Here is a 20,476-nt window from a genome sequence, read left to right on the forward strand (position 1 = left end):
CTCGACAACCGAGGAATTTTTCATGGATTTCGAACTTTCCGAAGAACAAACGATGTTGCGCGACACCGTCCGCGACGTCCTGACCAAGACCTACGACGTGGAGACGCTGCGCAAGGTCACCGACACCGAACTCGGCTGGAGCCGCGATGTCTGGAAGTCGTTGGCCGACATCGGCATCCTGGGTCTGACGATCCCCGAGGAGGACGACGGCGCGGGCGCCGGTCCGGTGGAGTTCGCCAGCGTCATGGGCGAGATCGGTCGCGCCAATGCGCCCGAGCCGTACCTGGATTCGGTACTCGTGCCCAGCTCGCTGATCGTCGCCACCGCCGAGGGCGAGCTGCGCGCCGAGCTTCTCGGCGGGCTGGCATCCGGCGAGTTGCTGATGGCCTTCGCCCACCACGAGTCCGGCGATCGCTGGCCGGCCGCCGCGGTGGATGCGACCGTCGCCGACGGCAAGCTCACCGGAACCAAGGCGCTTGTCCCCCACGGTGATTGCGCCGACAAGCTTATCGTTTCGGCGCGCGAGAACGGCGAGCTCGGCCTCTACCTCGTCAACGCCGACGCCGACGGCGTGGACCGCGTCGCCTACCGCACCAGCGATCGTCGACGCGGTGCGCAGATCACCTTCACCGACGCACCGGCCACGCGGCTCGGCTCGGGTGATGCCAGCGCCCTGCTCAGCGACGTCGAGGTGGGTATCCAGACCGCCCTCTGCGCCGAGGCCGTCGGCGCGATGGAGCGCGCCCTGGACCTCACCGTCGACTACCTCAAGACGCGCAAGCAGTTCGGCGTGACCCTGTCGACGTTCCAGGCCCTCGACCATCGGGCCGCCGACGTGTACGTCTCGCTCGAACTCGCCCGCAGCATGAGCCTGTACGCGACCACCGCGCTCGCCGACGGCGTCGCCGACCCGATCGTCGCCTCACGCGCGAAGCTGCAGATCTGCCGTTCGCTGCGACACGTCGGGCAGGAAGCGGTGCAGATGCACGGCGGCATCGGCATGACCGCCGAGTACCCGGTGGGTCACTACCTGTCCCGGTTGACCGCGATCAGCCACACGCTCGGCGACGCCAACGATCACCTCCGGGCGCTGTCGAAGAACGTGGGCAGCTACGACCTCGTCGGACTGCTCTGACAACTCGCTGAACGCGAGAACGCCACCGCCCCGATCAACCGCCGCACACGGCGGGTGGTCGGGGCGGTACTTGCCTGGCGCACACCCGACGGAAATCAGCGCACACTCGACGGGAAAGGGCGCCCACTCGACGGGGCGGGTGGGGTCACGGCGGGTGGGGTCACGGCGTTCGCACTCACGGGATTCGCACTCACGGTGTCGACACACGGGGTGTCCGCACATAGGGCGGTGGCACCCACCGACTCGGGGCACAGTCCCGCGACACCGTCCAGCAGCCGGCGATGCTCGTTCTCCAGTAGTCGTGCCAACCAGCCCATCCCGGACACCTCCTGCGCCACTCGATTCCCACGACGATCCCGCCCAGTAGGCCCCGAACAGATCGCGGTGACCAGGGTTTGGCCCAGCGTGATCGTGCCGACCTCGTCGGCGACCGCATGTCGTGGGTGCCAAACCCGACGCCCGGGACACCATTGTCGCTAGGGTTTCTTCTGACCCGGCCGGTGACGGACGGGCCTCGACGATCGGTGACGACAGGAGTTCGGGTGGAGATCTTGCGGGACAATCTGGCCCAGGCGGCGTCGTTCTCGCTGGTCGGCATCGCGCTGCTGATCCTCGGCTTCGCCGCTCTCGACCTCGTCACGCCGGGACGACTCCGGCAGTTGGTGTGGGTCGAGCACAATCGCAACGCGATGATCATGACGGTGTCGATGGTGATCGGCCTGTCGCTGGTGCTGGTGGGGTCGGTGTTCGACACGGCCTTCCTGGAGTTGTGGCGCGGCCTCCTCTACACCATCGCGTACGCGGTGGTCGCGATCGCGGTGATGATGTGGTCGTTCGTCCTCATCGACTGGTTGACCCCGGGCAAACTCGGCACCATCCTGCTCGACGATTCCCGGGATCACCCGGCGATCTGGGTGACCGCGGCGGTGTTCGTGGGGATCGGCGCGGTCATCGCGGCCACGCTGCTCGCCTGACCGCTTATTGACGGTTGCTCAATAGGTGGCCTAGGGTCGCCCATATCCGACGTCACCCGTCGGGGTCTTTCAACCGATCACGACGTCATCGACCGATTCACACGAACCGATCAACACAAGGGGAACCGAACCGTGGCTGCACCACTCATCGAGGAGTCCATCGACATCAACGCCTCCCCGGAGGCGGTCTGGACGGTGATCTCCGACCTCAAGCGCATGGGTGAGTGGAGCCCGCAGTGCGTGAAGATGATCATCCGCGGCCCGGTGGAACTCGGCACCAAGACCATCAACATCAACCGTCGCGGACCGCTGGTGTGGCCGACCACGTCCAAGGTCGTGCGGTTCGCCCCGAATCAGGAGATCGGTTTCCGGGTGGCGGAGAACCACACCGTGTGGAGCTACACCATCACTCCCACCGACGCCGGTGTCACGTTGACCGAACGCCGTGAGGCGCCCGGCGGGACGACCACCAAGGTGTCGTCGGTGCTCGTCGACAAGCTCATGGGCGGCACCGAGTCGTTCGAGGAAGAGCTCAAGCTGGGGATGGCCGAGACCCTCGGCAAGATCAAGAAGGCCGCGGAGGCATAGGAGGCGTCGAGCGTACCCGGCTCAACCGTCGAGCTTGTCGATCAGTGCGGGTAGGTCGGCGATCGAGTCGATGACGTAGTCGGGCACCGGGCCGAACTCGTCGCGCTGCAGGGCGGCGAGGGCCTCCTCCCGGAACTTCCCGGTCCGCACCAGTACCCCGATCAGTGCCGAGGCCTGCGCGCCGAGCACGTCGTTGTGCATGTCGTCGCCGACCATCACCACCTGCGTCGGTTCCAGATTCATCACCTCGACGGCCGCCCGGAAACCCAACGGGGACGGTTTGCCGATCGCGCGGATCTTGCGGCCGGCGGCCTTCTCCAGCCCCTCGAGGTAGACGCCGGTGTCGATGGACAGGCCCGACGCCGTCGACCAGATCATCGACCGATGCATCGCGATCACCGGCACCCCGGCGAGCAGCATCTCCAACACCGTCGACAGCGCCTCGTGGGTGAACACGGGGCCCGCCCCACCGAGGACGACGACCTGCGCCTGCGACGGGTCGTCGGTGAGGGGAACCCCGGTCATGTCGTCGGCGATCGGCCCCTCGTTGAGCACCCACGCCTTCTTGCCGGGGTAGGTCTGCGCCAGATATTCCGCGGTGAGCTTCGCGGCGGTGAGGATCTCCTCGGGTGCCACCTCGAATCCCGCCTGCGCGAGGGCGTCGGCGATATCCCCACGCGAACGAGACGTGGTGTTGGTCAAAAACATTCGTGGGATCTGCCGGTCGGCCAGGGAGCGCACCGCATCGACGGCACCCGGCAGCGCCTCCCATGACGTGACCATCACGCCGTCGATGTCCAGCAGCAACCCGAGACTCATAGACCAAATCTAGTATCGGTCGCCGATGCCCGCAGAGCTCGACGCCCCCAGTTCCCTCGGTGTGCACCGACGACGGCCCGGTGGGGCGATGGCATGCCGGGGCGATGGCATGCTGGGGCGATGCGCCCGGTGAATGTCCATCAGCAGATCGTCGCCGACCTGTTCGGTCCGCCGGAACCGGTCACCGTCGCCGTCACCGACGCGCTGGGCCTGGTCACGGCCGAACCGATCGACGCGCCGATCTCGCTGCCCGGCTTCGACAATTCCGCGATGGACGGATTCGCGGTCCGGGCCGCCGAGGTCGCCGAGGCGAGCTCCGAGCACCCGGCCATCCTGCCGGTGGCCGCCGACATCCCGGCTGGACGCACCGACCCACCCCCACTGGCACCGGGCACCTCCGCACGCATCATGACCGGCGCTCCGATGCCGGCCGGCGCCGACGCGGTGGTACCCGTCGAGTCGACGACGGCCGATTTCACCGGCGACGCCGACCTGCCCGACACGGTGACGATCACCGCCGGCGTTCCGCTCGGCAAACACATCCGGCTCGCCGGTTCCGACATCGCCGCCGGCAGCCCCGCGCTGGCCAGGGGCACCGAGATCGGTGCCGCGCAGATCGGTCTGCTCTGCGGCCTCGGCATCACCGAGGTCCGTGTCTTTCACAGACAGCGGGTGGCGGTGCTCTCGACCGGTTCCGAACTGGTGGCGCCGGGGCAGCCGCTGCTGCCCGGCCAGATCTACGAATCCAACGGCGCGATGCTGACGGCGGCGGCCATCGAGGCCGGGGCCATCGCGCGGCACGTGCACTTCGTGCCCGACGACCCCGCCCAGTTCCTCCGCCGGCTGGCCGACATCGCCGCCGACGCCGACCTCATCATCACCTCCGGCGGCGTCAGCGCGGGTGCGTTCGAGGTCGTCAAGGAGGCCCTCACCGCCACCGGTGGCGTGGAGTTCGCGAAGGTGGCGATGCAACCGGGAATGCCGCAGGGCTGCGGCCACTTTCGTGCACCCGACGGGCGTGCGGTGCCGATCGTCACCGTGCCGGGCAACCCGGTGAGTTCGCTGGTGTCCTTCGAGATCTTCATCCGCGATCCGCTGCGTGCGGCGATGGGACTGCACCGGCGCCGGGAACGTCTGCGCGCGAAGATCACCACCGACCTCACGTCACCGCCGGGCAAACGCCAGTTCCAGCGCGGACTGTTCGTCCGCCACCCCGACGGCCCGTGGATCTCCCCCGCGGGCCCCCCGGCGTCGCATCACCTGAGCAACCTGGCGCGTGCCGAGGCCCTCGTCGACATCGACGCCGACACCGTGACGCTCTCAGCGGGCGACGAGGTCGACGTCATCCGACTGCGGTAGTCGGCGGGTGGGTAGCGGACGGGCGGACGGTCCCGGCAGTCCCTTCGCGACCGGGGGCTCTAAGCTGTACGGGCGCACCATCGGAGTGCGCATCCCCCGACATCGGAGAGGTTGACTGTGGCGAGGCGCCCGCGGCCGGACGCACCAGACGGCCTGTCACCTGCACATCTGCTCACCCTGGCCAAAGAGACCATTCCCCCGGTCCATCCCGCCGGTCTGCCCTTCGTCGCCGCCGCATCCGGCCTCGCCGTCGTCGGCCGCAGACACCGCTGGATCCGGGTGCCGGCCGCCCTCACCGCCGGGGCGTGTGCCGCGTTCTTCCGGCACCCCGCCCGGGTGCCACCCACCGATCCGGCAGTCGTCGCGGCCCCCGCCGACGGCACGGTCAGCCTCGTCGACGAGGCGGTCCCACCCGCCGAGGCCGGCCTCGGTGACACACCACGGCCGCGGGTGTCGGTGTTCCTGTCACTCTTCGACGTGCACGTGCAGCGGGTTCCGGTGTCCGGAACGGTCACGTCGGTGACGCATACGCCGGGACGGTTCGTCTCCGCCGACCTGCCCGACGCCAGTTCGGTGAACGAACGCACCACCATGACACTGCGCGCCGACGCAACCGGCGACGACATCGCCGTCGTCCAGATCGCCGGCCTGCTCGCCCGTCGCATCGTCTGCGAGCCGTCGGCGGGTGATTCGCTGTCGGTCGGCGCGACGTACGGTTTGATCCGTTTCGGGTCCCGCGTCGACGTCTACCTACCACCCGGAACGGTGCCGCAGGTCCGGCTCGGCCAGCGCACCATCGGCGCCGAGACCGCGCTGGCCACCCTGGGTGGCGACCGCGCATGAGTCCGCACCGGGAGCGTCCCGTCACCCAACGCCCGCCCACGCGGGTGGCGGGTCGTCGGACCTCGCCGGCCGAGCAGTCCCGGCTGCGTCGTCAGGCCGCCGCGGGGCGCATGTTCGTGCCGTCGGCGCTGACGATCCTGGCGATCTGCGCCGGGATGACGTCCATCCGGTTCGCGATGAACGGCAACATCAACGCCGCGCTGGGCCTGCTCGTCGCGGCCGCGTTACTCGACGGCATCGACGGCCGGGTCGCCCGCCTGATGGGTGCGACCACGAAGATCGGCGCCGAGATCGACTCGCTGGCCGACGTCATCAACTTCGGCGTGGTGCCCGCATTCCTGGTGTATCTGGCGCTGCTCGACGGCACCGACCTGGGCTGGCTGCTCGCCCTCATCTACTGCTGCGCGATCGTGCTGCGTCTCGCCCGGTTCAACACCCTGCTCGACGACGATGACGCCCCCGCCTACACCCGCGACTTCTTCGTCGGGGTGCCGGCGCCGGCCGCCGCGATCGGCGCCTTGCTGCCCGTCGGACTGCTGCAGCAGTTCGGGACGGGGTGGTGGACGTCGCTGGCCGCGGTCGGGATCTGGTTGATGCTGGTGGCCTTCCTCGCGGTGAGCCGCATCCCGACAGCGTCGCTGAAGGCGGCGAAGGTGTCGGCCCGGGCGCTGCCGGGCCTGCTACTCCTGGTGGCGATCGGCGCGGCCCTGCTGCTGACCTTTCCCTACGTCCTGATGGTGATCGCCATCGTCGGCTACGCCGTGCACATCCCGTTCGCCTGGCGGAGTCGACGCTGGGTCGCCTCGCGACCCGAACACTGGGACGCCGCGCCGAAGGAACGTCGCGCCGAACGGCGAGCCCTGGCCCGGGAGGGTTCCGGACGACGCGTCATGCCGCGGCGTCGGCAGGCGATGAAGAAGTCCGACGGTCGACTCGGCCTGCACCGGCCACCGCGCACCGACGACTCGGGGCGTCGTCCGTCATGAGCCAATTAACCCTGACCGCGCGGCTCAATCCGTCGGCCGCCGACGCCCGACGCGGGATCGTCCGCGTCCACCCGGAGGTCCTGACCGCCCTCGGCCTGCGCGAATGGGATGCCGTGAGTCTGACCGGGGCGCGCGTCACCGCGGCCGTCGTCGGCGCCACCGCACCGGATGCGGCGACCGGCGCCATCCTGCTCGACGACATCTCGTTCTCCAACGCCGGTGTGCGGGAGAACGCACAGGTGGTGATCGGCCCGGTGGTCGTGCAGGCCGCCGCGCGGGTCATCGTCAGCGGATCGGCCCTGGCCAGCCACGGCGTCGACCCGACGACCCTGCGACGGGCACTGCTCGGCAAGGTGCTCTCCGTCGGCGACACCGTCTCCCTGCTACCCCGTGATCTCGGTCCCGAGCTGACCGCCGGCGACGCGGTCCGCGCCCTCGCGGTGTCGGTGGGCATCACCTGGACCAATGAACTGCTCACCGTCACCTCCACCGAGCCCGGCGCGCCGGTGAGCGTGCAGCCGAACACCGCGGTGATGTGGACCGTGGGCGCCGTCGGCGGGAATCCGGGCGCTGTCAATGCGGAAGTGAGCGCTGTCAGTGCGGGACAGGGCGCCGTCAATGCGGGCCAGGGCGCTGTCAACGTGGGAATGAGCGCTGTCAACGTGGAACAGAGCGCTGTCAGTGCGGGTGAGAGCGCTGTCAGTGCGGCGCGGCCGGCGCGATCGGTCGCCGAACTGGTCGGCGTCGATGCCCAGGTCGCCAAGCTCACCGAATGGTTGCGGATCACCCTTGACGAGCCGGAGGTGCTGCGGACGCTCGGCGCCATCCCGCGGCTCGGGGTCCTGCTCACCGGTCCGGCCGGCGTCGGCAAGGCTACGGTCGTGCGGGCAGTCGTCGCCGGGCGTCCGATGACCGTCGTCGACGGTCCGACGGTCGGAGCGCTCGAGGCGAATGCCCGACTCCGTGCGGTCACCGACGCGATCGCGGGTCTGCGTCCGGGTGGCGGTGTTCTGCTCATCACCGACATCGATGCGCTGTTGCCGGCCGAACCGGAGCCGGTATCGACGCTGATCCTCGACGCGTTGCGTACCGCACTCGATCCGGCCGGCGGGGACACCGGCGGGGGCACAATCGCGCTCATCGCGACAAGCGCCGAACCTGCCGCGATCGACATTCGGCTGCGCGATCCGCAGTTGTGCGACCGTGAACTGTCGATCGGTCTGCCCGATGCCGCCACCCGGGCCAAACTGCTCGCCGCCATCCTGACCGGCGTACCCACCGACGGTGCGCTGGACCTTTCGGCGATCGCTTCTCGCACACCGGGTTTCGTTGCCGGCGACCTGGCCGCCCTGACTCGTGAGGCGGCATTGCGGGCCGCGGCGCGGGTGACCGCCGATGCCGCGTCGTCGACGCCCGCATCGTCGGCACCCGTGCTGACCGACGCCGACCTCGCCGGGGCGCTGGGCGTGATCCGGCCGGTGTCGCGCGGCGAATCGCCGGAGGTGTCACTCGGGTCGATCACCCTCGACGACGTCGGCGACATGACCGAGACCAAACAAGCGCTCACCGAGGCGGTGCTCTGGCCCCTCGAACACCCGGACACCTTCACCCGGCTCGGCGTGCAGCCGCCGCGCGGCGTCCTGCTGTTCGGCCCGCCGGGCTGCGGGAAGACCTTCGTGGTGCGTGCTCTCGCCGCGTCGGGAAGATTGTCGGTGCACACCGTCAAGGGTGCCGAGCTGATGGACAAGTGGGTCGGCTCGTCCGAACGCGCCGTCCGCGATTTGTTTTCTCGCGCAAGGGAATCCGCGCCCTCACTGATCTTCCTCGACGAGGTCGACGCGCTGGCCCCGCGGCGCGGGCAGTCCAGCGACTCCGGCGTTTCCGACCGCGTCGTCGCCGCCCTGCTCACCGAACTCGACGGCGTCGAACCGTTGACCGATGTGGTCGTGCTCGGCGCCACCAACCGGCCCGATCTGATCGATCCGGCGTTACTACGCCCCGGCCGGCTCGAGCGTCTGGTCTTCGTCCCGCCGCCCGATGCCGCCGCCCGCGCCGACATCCTGCGGACCTCGGGGCGCAACGTCCCGCTGGCCGACGACATCGATCTCGATCACCTGGCCACCGATCTCGACGGCTACTCGGCCGCCGACTGCTCGGCGCTGCTGCGCGAGGCGGCCCTCTCAGCGATGCGGCGCAACATCGACGCCGCGACCGTCACCGCCGACGACATCGCCGACGCCCGTACCCGGGTGCGCGCATCCCTGGATGCCGCGCAGGTGGAGAACCTCCGCGCGTACGCGGAGCGTCGGCTCACCTGATCCCGACCAACAAAAAGTGGGGGAAGAATGATGTTCTTCCCCCACTTTTCGTCAGCTGGTCTGGGTCTGACCGTCGGTCTGCGTCGGCGCCTGGGTGGGAGCCTGCTGCTGGCCGGTCTGGCCGTTCTGGGTCTGCCCGCTCTGGCCGTTCTGGGTCTGCCCGCTCTGGCCGGGTATCTGACCCATACCACCGCCGGGCATCTGACCACCCATGCCACCACCCTGCTGGCCACCCATACCGCCGCCGGGCATCTGACCACCCATGCCGCCGCCCTGCTGGCCGCCCATGCCACCACCGGGGAACTGCTGGGTGTTCGACGACGAGCCGGAATCGCCGACGACGTAGCCGGCACCGAAGCCGAGCAGCCCGAAGCCGACGGCGAGGCCGATACCGCCGGCGATCACGGCGTTCTTGGTCTTCGACGGCAGGCCCGAACCCGGCTGAGCAGCGACGGGAACCGCGGCCGCCGGCGCGGGCGAACCGGCGACCGGCGCCGACCCGACCGGTGTCGACCCGATCGGGGCGGTGGGAGCGGTGGCGGCCGTCGGGCTCTGTCCGACCGGCGCCGTCGGGGCGGTGTCGCTGTAGGCGTCGGCATTCGACGGTGCCGCAGTGGTGCCGGGCGTTGCGTCGGGGGCCGTCGACGTATCGGAAACTGTCGTGGTGTCGGGAGTCGACATCGTGTCACTCTCGCTTTCAGGTTTGGTCCGGTCACAGACACCTGCGTCCCGGATCGGTTTCAACGACTCCACGGTGGCGACACCCGCTTGGCCGGTACTGCCCATCACCTGTGAACCCGCTGTCAACCGCGGCACGGCCCGAACCGATCTGCCCTACGTTTGGCTCACCCGTCCGCTCAGCCGACGCTGACCTGATAGAACACCGAGGTGGCACCGGCGGCCGCGGCCGGTGTGATGCCCAGCGTCACCCAGTAGGTGGTGCCGTCCTTCGTCCCCGACATCCGCACCACGGTCTGACCCGAGTCGCTCTCCCGGCCCTCCTCGGTGAAGCCGGCGTCGGTCAGCTTCGTCACCGCACCCTCGATCGGGTTGCCCTGATTCGCCGGTGCCTGCACGGTGACGGTCCAGTGATCCTTGCTACCGTCGGCGGTCAGCACCTGGCCGTCGACGAGCGGTACCTGCGCGGTCGGGAAATCGGCGGGCAGCCCCGGACGGGTCGGCGCGTCGTCGCTGCCGCATGCCGCGATCAGCACCGTTGCCACCGATATCACCAGCATCACGGCGAGCACCCTCACCACTGCATTCAGCCGAGCCATGGGAGCAACGGTAAGGTAGAGCCCGCGGACGTCACGTCGTGACACTCCCGGCCACCGGACAGACACACTCGACACCCGCGCCATGACCACCCCGCCCGCCGACCGAAGACCGACGACCGAAGACGGAGTGCGCCCCCTTGCTCACTGTGCTGATGGCATTGGCACTCTGCGCGCTCGTGGCCCCCGCGATCGTCGGCAAGCTCGGGACGAAGGGGTTCTACCTCCTCGGCCTGGCCCCTCTCGGCGGACTTGTCTGGGTGCTGACGCACTGGCCCGATTCCGATCGCGCCCCGCAGGTCGAGACGCTGCACTGGGTTCCCACCCTGCACATGGACATCGTCATGCGGATGGACACGCTGTCGGCGATCCTGTCGGTGCTGATCCTGGGTGTGGGCACGCTGGTGCTGTTCTACTGCGCGCACTACTTCGACGACGCCCTCCCGCGCGTCGCCGTGTTCGGCGGCGAGATGATCGCCTTCGCCGCCGCCATGTTCGGCCTGGTGACCAGCGACAACATGCTGGTGCTGTACATCTTCTGGGAGCTGACGACGGTCCTGTCGTTCATGCTGGTTGGCTTCTATCGCATCCGCGCGACGTCGCGACGCTCGGCCACCCAGGCGCTGCTGGTCACCACCCTGGGCGGTCTGGCGATGCTCGTCGGCATCATCATGCTGGGCGAACGCACCGGCAGTTACCTGCTCAGTGATCTGCTGGCGCATCCCCCGATGGACGGCGTCTACGTCGAGGTGGCCGTCGTGCTGCTGCTGATCGGGGCGCTGAGCAAGTCGGCGATCGTGCCGTTCCATTTCTGGCTGCCCGGCGCCATGGCCGCACCCACCCCGGTCTCGGCGTACCTGCACGCCGCGGCGATGGTGAAGGCGGGCATCTACCTGATCGGTCGTCTCGCGCCGGCATTCGCGCCGCTGCCGAGTTGGCAGGTGATGGTGATCGGGCTCGGCTCGTTCACGATGGTGCTCGGCGGCTGGCGCTCCCTGCGGGAACTCGACCTGAAGCTCGTCCTCGCCTTCGGCACCGTCTCCCAGCTCGGTTTCATGTCGGTGCTGATGGGCATGGGTGATGCGAACGTGGCGATGGCCGGCCTCACCATGCTGGTCGCGCACGCCCTGTTCAAGGCGTCGCTGTTCATGGTCGTCGGCATCATCGACCACGCCACCGGTACCCGCGACATCCGCAAACTCGCCCGGCTCGGGCATCGCCTGCCCGTCCTCGCGGTCACCGCGGCCGTCGCCGGCGCAAGCATGGCCGGACTGCCGTTCACCTTCGGATTCGTCGGCAAGGAGACCGCGTTCGGGTCGGTGTGGGACACCGGGTCGCTGCAACCCTGGCAGGGCCATGTCGTCGACCTCGTGCTGCTGCTCGGTTCGGTGATCACCTTCGCCTACACCTGCCGATTCCTCTGGGGAGCGTTCGGACGCAAGGTCCGCACCCTGCCGACGCGGGCGGTCGCCAAGATGCATCCGCCGACGCCGATGTTCCTGTTCTCCCCGATCCTGCTCGCCGCCTTCGGCGTCGTCGCCGGCCTGGCCAGCGGCTGGGTCGGTCACTGGTTCGAGCCCTACGCCGAGGAACTGCCGCTCCACGGCCACGACCTCGAACACCTCGCGATGTGGCACGGCTTCGGCCTGCCGGTAGTGTTCTCGGTCATCGTCGTCGTCGGCGGCGCCGCCCTCTTCCTGGGGTTGCGCCCGATCCGCGACCGCGTCTTCGGGTTCCGGCCACTGCTCAACGCCGACCGCATCTACGACGCAACCCTGCGTGGCGCGGACACCGTGTCGCTGTTGATGACCCGCAACACCCAGCGCGGATCGCTGCCGATCACCCAGGGGGTGATCCTGTCGACGATGATCATCCTGCCGACGACGGTGCTCTTTCTCGGCAATCGCAACACGCTCTCCCCCCGCGGCTTCGACTCCCCGGTCCAACTCGTCGTCGGCGGCATCATGATCGCCGCGGCCATCGCCGCGGTCATCCTCCGCAACCGCCTGGCCGCCACCCTCATCGTCGGCGTCACCGGATACGGATGCGGCATGCTCTTCGCGTTGTACGGCGCACCCGACCTGGCCCTCACCCAATTCCTGGTGGAGACGCTGACACTGGTGATCTTCGTCCTGGTCCTGCGCAAACTGCCCGCCGAACCCGAGCCCCGCCACTCCACCGGGTTCAAACCGCTGCGCGCGCTCATCGGCATCGCACTCGGTGTGTCGGTGGTGGTGATCGGATTGTTCGCCGCCGCGGCCCGCTCCGAACAGCCGGTGAGCATCGACCTCCCCGAGGCGGCCTACAAGTTCGGCCACGGCGCCAACGCGGTGAACGTGCTCCTCGTCGACATCCGCGCCTGGGACACCCTCGGCGAGGTGTCGGTCCTCATCGTCGCCGCGACCGGGGTGGCGTCGATGGTCTTCCGCAACCGCCGGTTCGGTGCCGCCCCGCGCGTCGCCGACGCCGCGAAATTCTTCGCCGGGTCCGCCGACGAGGACGACGACGTCATCCCGCCCGACCGCACCACCTACCTGCTGGGCAGCGAATTCCGCGATCCGCGACATCGGTCGATGGTGCTCGAGGCCACCACCCGATTGATCTTCCCGACGATGGTGGTGCTGTCGGTGTACTTCTTCTACGCCGGCCACAACTCGCCCGGCGGCGGGTTCGCCGGTGGATTGACCATGGGCCTGGCGCTGGTGCTGCGCTACCTGGCCGGTGGCCGCTACGAACTCGGTGAGGCCCTGCCGGTGGAACCGGGCACCTTCCTCGGCGCCGGCCTGCTGATCTCCGCCGGCACGGCCGTGACCTCGATGTTCCTCGGCGCGCCGGCCCTGAGCTCGGCGGTCTTCGAGATCACCGTCCCGGTGCTCGGGCACATCAAACTGGTCACCGCGCTGTTCTTCGACCTCGGCATCTACCTGATCGTCATCGGTCTGGTCCTCGACGTCCTGCGCAGCCTCGGCGCCCGCCTGGACGTGGAGGGCCCCGGCGGTCTGGTGACCCGGTCGGTGCAGGTGCCGGCGGATGGTGGGGCGAAATGAGCGTCAACCTCGGCCTGCTGGTGGTCATCGCGGTACTGATCGCGGCCGGTGCGTATCTGCTGATGGAACGCAGCCTGGTGCGGATGTTGCTGGGTCTGCTGCTGGCCGGCAACGGCATCAACCTGCTGATCCTGGTGCTCGCCGGCGGGATGGGCAATCCACCGATCATGGGCCGATCGTCGGAGGCCCGCCCCCGCGACGCCGACGCCCTCGCACAGGCGATGGTGCTCACCGCGATCGTCATCACCATGGGTGTGGCCGCGTTCATCCTGTCGCTGGTGTACCGGCTGTTCGTGCTCAATCGCGACGACGACGACGTCGAGGACGACACCGAGGACGTCAAGGTCGCCACCGGCTCCCTGCGGACCGCACCCGACCGCGACCGCAGCGACGACCCCCTGACCGGCGCGGACACCTCCGCCGGCGACTTCTTCGACGACGAGGGCAACCCGCTGACCCCCGAGGAATACATCAAACGCCACCTCGAGGTGATCGAGACCGACCTGATGCCCGAGGACGCCGACGTCATCGACGAGATCGGCGTCGACGATCCGGATTCAGACACCGCCGAGTCGGACAACGCCGAGTCAGACACCACCGGTTCGGACACCGCCGGTTCGGACACCGGTTCCGACAACACCGGGTCGGATGACCGCACCCCGGGGGATCGCCGATGATCCCGCAGACCTCCTGGCTCCCGGTCCTGATCACCCTGCCGACGCTGGTCCCGTTGCTCGGCGCGGCGTTGACGCTGTTGCGCGGCCGCGGCGCCATCTTCCAGCGCATCATCACGGTGTCGGCGATCGGGGTGGCACTCATCGCGTCGTGCATGATGCTCTACCTCACCAACGAACACGGCACCTACGCGCTGGCCATCGGCGGGTGGGATGACAAGGGATTCGCGAACGGACCCCTCGGCATCACCCTGGTGGTCGATCAACTCGCCGCCCTGATGCTGGTGGTGTCGACGCTCGTGCTGCTGTGCGTCGTCATCTACGCGATCGGGCAGGGTATCCGCGATGGCACCACCGATCAGCCGGTGTCGATCTTCCTGCCCACGTATCTGATCCTGTGTGCCGGCGTGTGCAATTCGTTCCTGGCCGGCGACCTGTTCAATCTGTTCGTCTCGTTCGAGGTGCTGCTGGCCGCGAGTTTCGTGTTGCTGACCCTCGGGGCCAGCGCCGATCGTGTCCGCGCCGGCGCGTCGTACGTGATGGTCTCGATGGTGTCGTCGCTCATCTTTCTGGCGGGCATCGCCTTCGCGTATGCGACCACCGGGACCCTCAACCTCGCCGAGATGGCGGTGCGCCTCGACCACGTCCCCGATGGCACCCGCAACGCGCTGTACGCGGTGCTCCTGGTGGCCTTCGGCATCAAGGCGGCGGTTTTCCCGCTGTCGACGTGGCTGCCGGACTCCTACCCGACGGCCCCGGCACCGGTCACCGCGGTGTTCGCCGGCCTGCTCACCAAGGTCGGCGTATACGCGATCATGCGAACACACACCTTGCTGTTCCCGGGCGGGTCGATGGACGCCATCCTGCTGGTCGCCGGATTGTTGACGATGCTCGTCGGCATCTTCGGTGCGATCGCCCAATCCGACATCAAACGACTGTTGTCATTCACCCTGGTCAGCCACATCGGGTACATGATCTTCGGGATCGCGCTGTCCTCGGAGATCGGGATGAGCGCGGCCATCTACTACGTCGCGCACCACATCCTGGTGCAGACGACGCTGTTCCTGGTGGTCGGGCTGATCGAACGTCAGGCCGGGTCGGCGTCGCTACGGCGACTCGGTGGCCTCATCGCCAGCCCGGTCCTGGCCGCGTTGTTCCTCATCCCGGCGTTGAATCTCGGTGGTATTCCGCCCTTTTCGGGCTTTCTGGGCAAGGTTGCGTTGATCGAGGCCGGCACCTCCGACGGTTCGGTGCTCGCCTGGATTCTGGTCGCCGGGTCGGTGGTGACCAGCCTTCTGACCCTGTACGTGGTGGCCCGCATCTGGACCAAGGGCTTCTGGCGTCCCCGCGCCGACGCCCCCGAGGGCGACCTCTCCGACAGTGCCCCGTCGGCGTTGATCGACGAGAGCGCCGACATCGCCTTCGACGAGCGCGCCGACGTGGGTCGCATGCCCATCGCGATGGTCATCCCGACAGCGCTGATGGTGGCGGCGGGTCTGGCGTTGACGGTGTGGGCAGGTCCGATCTTCGGATTCACCGACCGCGCCGCGACCGACATCATCGACCGTGACATCTACGTCAGCTCGGTGTTGGGAGGCCGATGATGACCGACCGGAAGAACGAACGGATCGCGCCCGTCAGACCCGTCGGCAAAGGGCCGGTGAAGCGCCTGCTGATCAACATCGCGCGCTATTCGGTGCTGGGTTTCGCGTGGACGACGGTCAGCGCGTGGGTGTGGCTGCGCGGACGGGTTCGCACACCCCACTGGTTGGGCACCGACGGCCGGGAGGTGGCCGTCCGACTGTGGTCGATGGCGTGGCTGGCCTTCGTCTGGGTGCTGTTGTGGGGCACGGTGTCGTGGGCGAATGTGATCGCCGGGCTGGTCCTGGCCATCGCCATCGGCGTCCTGTTGCCGCTGCCCCGGGTCCCCGTCGAAGGCCGGATCCATCCCCTCACCCTGCTTGTGCTGGTTCTGCGGTTGATCGTCGACTTCTTCGTCTCGAGTGCGCAGGTGGCGTGGATCGCGATCCGGCCCGGCCGACCGCCGCTGGGCGCGGTCATGCGTGTACGCGTCGCCATCAAATCCGACATGGTCCTGACGCTGGCCGTGGATTATCTCAACCTGGTGCCCGGCACGATGGTCCTGGAGATCGATCATCGTCGGCGCCTGCTCTACGTCCACGTCTTCGACGTCCGATCGGACAAGAAGGTGCGCAGCTTCTACAACCAGGTCGCCTTCGTCGAGCGGATGTTCATCAAGGCCTTCGAACGCGACAGCGAGTGGCATCCCAGTCCGTACCACGGGATCGACGACAGCTTCCATCACGTGCCCGACGGTGAGCATGTCGGCATTGCGACCGGCGCGGTCCGGCACCGCCCCGACCTCTTCGACCGCACGACCCCCGGCGACGAGGAGGATCGGCTATGACTGTGGTCTGGTACTGCATCGCCACCGCATTGCTCGTCGCCGCCGTCCTGGTGATGGCACGGATTCTGCTCGGCCCGACCACCCTGGACCGGTTGGTCGCCCTCGACGCGCTCATCGCGCTGTGCATGTGCGGGCTCGCGGCCTGGACCGCCTACAGCGGCGACACCACGGTGGTGTCGGGAATCGTCGCGTTGTCGCTGGTCAGCTTCGTCGGCTCGGTGGCCATCGCCCGCTTTCGCGTCCGGGATGATCAAACATGATCGCCGACATCGTCACCGCCGTCTTCCTGTCCATCGGGGCGTTGCTCGCCGTCACCGCGGCGATCGGCATCCTCCGATTCCCCGACACCCTCTCGCGGATGCATGCCGCGACCAAACCCCAGACGCTGGGATTGCTGATGATGCTGATCGGAACGATGATCAGCGTCGGCGGCGGGCACGTCGACAACGGGATGCTGATCCTCGCCGGGATCTTCGCACTGATCACCGCACCGGTGGTCGCGCACCGCATCGGACGCCTCGTCTATCAGGAGCAGCGTGCCCGCGACGGGCTCATCGCACGCGACCAGATGGAAAGCGGCGACCGGGATTAGGGCCTGATCAGGACTGTCTGACACCCGCGGTGTGACGGATATCTCGACATTTACGCCCATTGTGTAAGTCGACCCTTCCCCGCGGACGACAACCACCGGTAGATTGATTGTTCACAGGACTAAAGAGGGGGTCGCGGAAGGAATCGAGTGGTGGGTAATCGATTCGATCAGCGGACGCTGGCTGTCTTGTGCAGCGAGCTGGGGGCGGTACCGCTGCTGATCTTGGCGCTGTTCTCGTCGTCCTTCGCTGTCGCCGGCACCCGACCACTCTTGGTGGCGATCCTGGTGTTCACCGCGATCTCGGTGTCACTCACGGCCTGGCAGGGCAGTCTCGACGACCGGCTGTTCGTCATCCTGTGCACGGGCGGGATGATCGGGGTGGCCGGCTCGGCGGCGGTGATCGCCGATCAGGGCACCTCACACGCGGTGCTGGTGCTGTTGGCGGCGATCCCCGCACTCGCCGCGATGGGGTCCTCGGGGCGCACCGTCGTCGGTTTCATGACGATCGCAGTGACCCTGGGACTCGCCGTCGTCGCCGTGCGCGCGGCATCGCTGACCGATCTCCTGGTCAGCGGGGGTGCGGTGATCATGGCGGTCATTGCACCGACGCTGATGGTGACGATGCTGCGGCGCAATCTGTCGGATCTGATCCACGAACAGACGACGCTGAGCCTGATCGATCCGCTCACCGGCGCCCTCAACCGGCGCGGCCTGTTCGACGGCGCGCCGACGGTCTTCGAGGAGGCCCAGCAGGCGGGTCAGATGATCGGCATGCTGGTCATCGACATCGATCACTTCAAACGCGTCAACGACGCACTCGGGCACTCCGCCGGCGACGAGGTTCTCGTCGACATCACCTCGGTTCTCCACGAGGAGGTGGGGGATCGCGGGATCGTGGCACGCACCGGCGGTGAGGAATTCACCATCCTGTTCGGGGTCGCCGGCGCGGCCGAACTCGAGGCCGCCTCGACGAGGTTGCGGCTGGCGGTCGGTTCCGGCTCCGAGGTGACGGCCAGTGTCGGCGGCGTCTGCGCACCGCTGCGGCGACTCGATGCACCGCTGCACCCCGATGCCCAGACGCTCCTGGACGATCTGGCACGACCGGCCGACCAGCGCCTGTACGCCGCCAAGGCGTTGGGCCGCAACCGGTCGATGGTGTCGCAGATACCGACCGTCGATTGGTACTTCGATGATCCGGAGGCGACGGCGACGTCGGAGGACGGGACGGCCCGTCAGGTACGCACCACCTCCGCGCTGGTCTCGGCGGTCGCACCGCGATCGGCGGGAGCGGCGACGCGGGTACTGCGGGCCGCGTCGACACGCACCGCGAGCGGGTCCCGGCCGCCACGCAGCGCCCGCCGTATCGACGGTGTGGACATCACCGACCCCGGCGTCGCCGATTTCGGCGCCCCCGACCCCACCGGCGATGCGACGTTCGAGATCCTGCATCCCGCCCGGGACGCCGGCCGCATTCGGCAGCTCACCTCGTCGAATCTGTACGAGTTCGTCGACATCTGGCCCGATGCGGTGGCCGAACTGCGGCAACTCGATGCACTCGATCACGTCGAACCAGGGGTCCGGCCGGCAGACCCACTCGACTACGACGACCCGTCGGTCGTGACCGGACATACGCGGTACGTGGTGTTCCCGTGGCGCCGCCGGGTGGTCCGGATGCCCGACAGTGCGACGTTCTATCGGTTGAAGACAGCACGTAATCGCTTCCTCGTCACCAGCGCGGAACAACGCCGGTGGGGTGAGACGATCATCGCCGTCGCCGGACTCAGCGTCGGATCGTCGGCGGTGACGGCGTGTTCGCTGACCGGGGTGCGGCATTTCCGCCTCGCCGACCCGGACACCCTGGCCACCACGAATCTCAACCGGATGTCCGGGTCGGTGTGCGATGTCGGGACGGCCAAGCTGGACCTGACGGCGCGTCGGCTCCTCGAGGCCGACCCCTACACCGTCATCGAATCGTTCGCCGATGGCTACTCGCCGACCACGGCCGACCGGTTCCTGGCAACCTCGCCGTCCGGTCCGCGAACCATCGTGATCGAGGAGATCGATGATGTCGCGGCGAAGATCGACATGCGTCGCCGTGCCCGCGCGTTGCGGATTCCGGTCATCAGCGCAACCGACATGGGCGACAACGTCATTCTCGACATCGAACGCTACGACCTCGACCCCACCTACCCGATCTTCCACGGCCGGGTGGAGAACTTCACCGCCGGTGATGCCACCGACCCCGCCCAGCGACTGCGAATGGCCACGTCGATCGTCGGCGACGTCCTCACCCCTCGAATGGCGTTCTCCGCCAGTCAAATCGGCCGCGGTGTCGCGTCCTGGCCGCAACTCGGTTCGACCGGCGCGATGGCCGGCGCCTTCGCCGCGGCGGCGGCCCGGAACATCGTCAGCGGCCACCTCGTCGAATCCGGTCGCCACGTCATCGACGTCGAGCAGATACTCAACGCCGGCCACGGCGGTTCCGCATGGAATGAACTCGATCCCGAGTTCATCGCCGGTAGGCCCACTGACGGGCCGGGGACGTGGGACCGCGAGAAGCCACCTGCTTGAGGTAAGTTCTCGCGGTCGGTGTCCCCCGACGTGCACCTGTCAGGCCACCGTCGCCGTCTCCGCCGCCGACACCTCCCGCGACCGCAATGCGGCGGCGTGCTCCGCATTCATCAACTCCCATACGTCGGGATCGGCGAAGGACTGCAGGTTCTCCGCGTCCCAAAACATCGCCCGGGTGCGGTAGCGGTCGTCGGGGTACGGGGTCGCGGCGATCAGCGGATTGACTCGTCCCCCACCGGATGACCAGCGTTCGAGCACGTAGTCGGCCGCGGTGGCGAGCATGTGGCGGCATCCGGTCAGCTCCATCGAGATCTTGGCCGACCGCGCCAGCGCACCCGCCGCCACCTTGGCCAGCGGCGACGACGGGTCGACGAAGGCCGACTTGACCTCGATGATCCCGTCGGGGATGCGATGGTTGATCGCCGCGATCAGGTCGTCCTGGCCGGGTTGGCCCGCCCACTCGCCGATCGCGTGTGACTGTCGGGCATCGCGATACGGCCCCTGCACGCGGAGGCCACCGACGACCGCACCCGACGGGTCGAGCACGGCACAGAACAGGGTGGTGTCCCGGCCGTCGCGGATCCGCTCGTATTCCAGCGCCGACCGGACCCCGCGTGCGGTGTATTCGACGACGGCGCCATCGATGTACTCATGCCACAGTTCCGGCCACGTGTGCGGATCGGCGAAGATCATCGTCGCTCCGCTCCCACAGAGGTCGTCCACCCATGCCGACGCACCGGCGAGATCGAGTGCAGAATACTGCGGGGAATGCGCGATTGTCACGATGGAATAATTCATAAGCTTTCATTTCCTTTGCCAGATAACCCCGACACCGATTTCGGATGCTGCACACGGACGGGCAGCACCT

Annotated in this window: 18 protein-coding genes; 14 read left to right on the forward strand and 4 right to left on the reverse strand. The window is 68.3% G+C overall.

Features of this window, described 5'->3' with window-relative positions; translation table 11 throughout:
* Positions 1-22: 22 nt before the first annotated feature.
* From ACWETB_RS22375 to ACWETB_RS22385, 3 genes are all read left to right on the forward strand, one after another.
* Positions 23-1,135: an acyl-CoA dehydrogenase family protein gene (locus ACWETB_RS22375; RefSeq protein WP_449742253.1), complete on the forward strand. Its 1,113-nt coding sequence runs from the start codon at positions 23-25 to the stop codon at positions 1,133-1,135.
* Positions 1,136-1,677: 542 nt separating this feature from the next.
* Complete coding sequence (locus ACWETB_RS22380; protein ID WP_449742254.1) at positions 1,678-2,109, forward strand: DUF350 domain-containing protein; 432 nt, start codon at positions 1,678-1,680, stop codon at positions 2,107-2,109.
* Between the two features lie 132 nt (positions 2,110-2,241).
* Complete coding sequence (locus ACWETB_RS22385) at positions 2,242-2,697, forward strand: SRPBCC family protein (protein WP_348805216.1); 456 nt, start codon at positions 2,242-2,244, stop codon at positions 2,695-2,697.
* A gap of 21 nt (positions 2,698-2,718) precedes the next feature.
* On the opposite strand, the gene ACWETB_RS22390 is transcribed toward ACWETB_RS22385, so the two are convergent.
* Positions 2,719-3,516 carry an HAD-IIA family hydrolase gene (locus ACWETB_RS22390; protein WP_449742255.1) on the reverse strand — a complete coding sequence of 266 codons (798 nt, stop codon included), beginning with the start codon at positions 3,514-3,516 and terminating at the stop codon, positions 2,719-2,721.
* A 120-nt stretch (positions 3,517-3,636) separates the two neighbouring features.
* On the opposite strand from ACWETB_RS22390, the gene moeA reads away from it, so the two are divergent.
* The 4 genes from moeA (at position 3,637) to ACWETB_RS22410 (ending at position 9,022) form a co-directional block, all read left to right on the forward strand.
* Entirely contained in the window at positions 3,637-4,875 is a 1,239-nt protein-coding gene (gene moeA, locus ACWETB_RS22395; protein ID WP_449742256.1) for a molybdopterin molybdotransferase MoeA, read from the forward strand.
* Between the two features lie 117 nt (positions 4,876-4,992).
* A complete protein-coding gene (locus ACWETB_RS22400; RefSeq protein WP_449742257.1) occupies positions 4,993-5,718 on the forward strand; it encodes a phosphatidylserine decarboxylase in 726 nt (241 codons plus the stop codon).
* The gene (locus ACWETB_RS22405; RefSeq protein ID WP_449742258.1) at positions 5,715-6,704 is read left to right on the forward strand and encodes a CDP-alcohol phosphatidyltransferase family protein; all 990 of its coding nucleotides are present in this window, start codon (positions 5,715-5,717) and stop codon (positions 6,702-6,704) included. The genes ACWETB_RS22400 and ACWETB_RS22405 overlap by 4 nt, the downstream gene beginning before the upstream one ends.
* On the forward strand, positions 6,701-9,022 hold the full coding sequence (locus tag ACWETB_RS22410) for an AAA family ATPase (RefSeq protein WP_449742259.1): 2,322 nt from the start codon (positions 6,701-6,703) through the stop codon (positions 9,020-9,022). Before ACWETB_RS22405 ends, ACWETB_RS22410 begins: the two co-directional genes overlap by 4 nt.
* 51 nt (positions 9,023-9,073) lie before the next feature.
* On the opposite strand, the gene ACWETB_RS22415 is transcribed toward ACWETB_RS22410, so the two are convergent.
* Both ACWETB_RS22415 and ACWETB_RS22420 read right to left on the reverse strand, forming a co-directional pair.
* Entirely contained in the window at positions 9,074-9,703 is a 630-nt protein-coding gene (locus ACWETB_RS22415; RefSeq protein ID WP_449742260.1) for a hypothetical protein, read from the reverse strand.
* A gap of 176 nt (positions 9,704-9,879) precedes the next feature.
* Positions 9,880-10,299, reverse strand: coding sequence for a hypothetical protein (locus ACWETB_RS22420; protein ID WP_449742261.1), 420 nt, complete (start codon positions 10,297-10,299; stop codon positions 9,880-9,882).
* Between the two features lie 137 nt (positions 10,300-10,436).
* Here ACWETB_RS22420 and ACWETB_RS22425 point away from each other — a divergent pair, with 137 nt between their 5' ends.
* The 7 genes from ACWETB_RS22425 (at position 10,437) to ACWETB_RS22455 (ending at position 19,608) form a co-directional block, all read left to right on the forward strand.
* Complete coding sequence (locus tag ACWETB_RS22425) at positions 10,437-13,343, forward strand: Na+/H+ antiporter subunit A (RefSeq protein WP_452213739.1); 2,907 nt, start codon at positions 10,437-10,439, stop codon at positions 13,341-13,343.
* Positions 13,340-14,020 (forward strand): Na(+)/H(+) antiporter subunit C, encoded by a 681-nt coding sequence (locus ACWETB_RS22430; protein WP_452213741.1) that lies wholly within the window; start codon positions 13,340-13,342, stop codon positions 14,018-14,020. The genes ACWETB_RS22425 and ACWETB_RS22430 overlap by 4 nt, the downstream gene beginning before the upstream one ends.
* Positions 14,017-15,621, forward strand: coding sequence for a Na+/H+ antiporter subunit D (locus ACWETB_RS22435; RefSeq protein WP_449742264.1), 1,605 nt, complete (start codon positions 14,017-14,019; stop codon positions 15,619-15,621). The genes ACWETB_RS22430 and ACWETB_RS22435 overlap by 4 nt, the downstream gene beginning before the upstream one ends.
* On the forward strand, positions 15,618-16,445 hold the full coding sequence (locus ACWETB_RS22440; RefSeq protein ID WP_449742265.1) for a Na+/H+ antiporter subunit E: 828 nt from the start codon (positions 15,618-15,620) through the stop codon (positions 16,443-16,445). The genes ACWETB_RS22435 and ACWETB_RS22440 overlap by 4 nt, the downstream gene beginning before the upstream one ends.
* Positions 16,442-16,705 (forward strand): monovalent cation/H+ antiporter complex subunit F, encoded by a 264-nt coding sequence (locus tag ACWETB_RS22445; protein ID WP_449742266.1) that lies wholly within the window; start codon positions 16,442-16,444, stop codon positions 16,703-16,705. Before ACWETB_RS22440 ends, ACWETB_RS22445 begins: the two co-directional genes overlap by 4 nt.
* Positions 16,702-17,037 (forward strand): monovalent cation/H(+) antiporter subunit G, encoded by a 336-nt coding sequence (gene mnhG, locus ACWETB_RS22450; RefSeq protein WP_449742267.1) that lies wholly within the window; start codon positions 16,702-16,704, stop codon positions 17,035-17,037. The genes ACWETB_RS22445 and mnhG overlap by 4 nt, the downstream gene beginning before the upstream one ends.
* A 150-nt stretch (positions 17,038-17,187) precedes the next feature.
* Entirely contained in the window at positions 17,188-19,608 is a 2,421-nt protein-coding gene (locus tag ACWETB_RS22455) for a diguanylate cyclase (protein WP_452213744.1), read from the forward strand.
* 39 nt (positions 19,609-19,647) lie between these two features.
* Here the strand turns inward: ACWETB_RS22455 and ACWETB_RS22460 are convergent, their stop codons facing one another.
* Positions 19,648-20,391 carry a hypothetical protein gene (locus ACWETB_RS22460; protein ID WP_449742269.1) on the reverse strand — a complete coding sequence of 248 codons (744 nt, stop codon included), beginning with the start codon at positions 20,389-20,391 and terminating at the stop codon, positions 19,648-19,650.
* Between the last annotated feature and the right edge of the window lie 85 nt (positions 20,392-20,476).

The sequence above is a fragment of the Gordonia sp. NPDC003950 genome, from assembly GCF_053605205.1.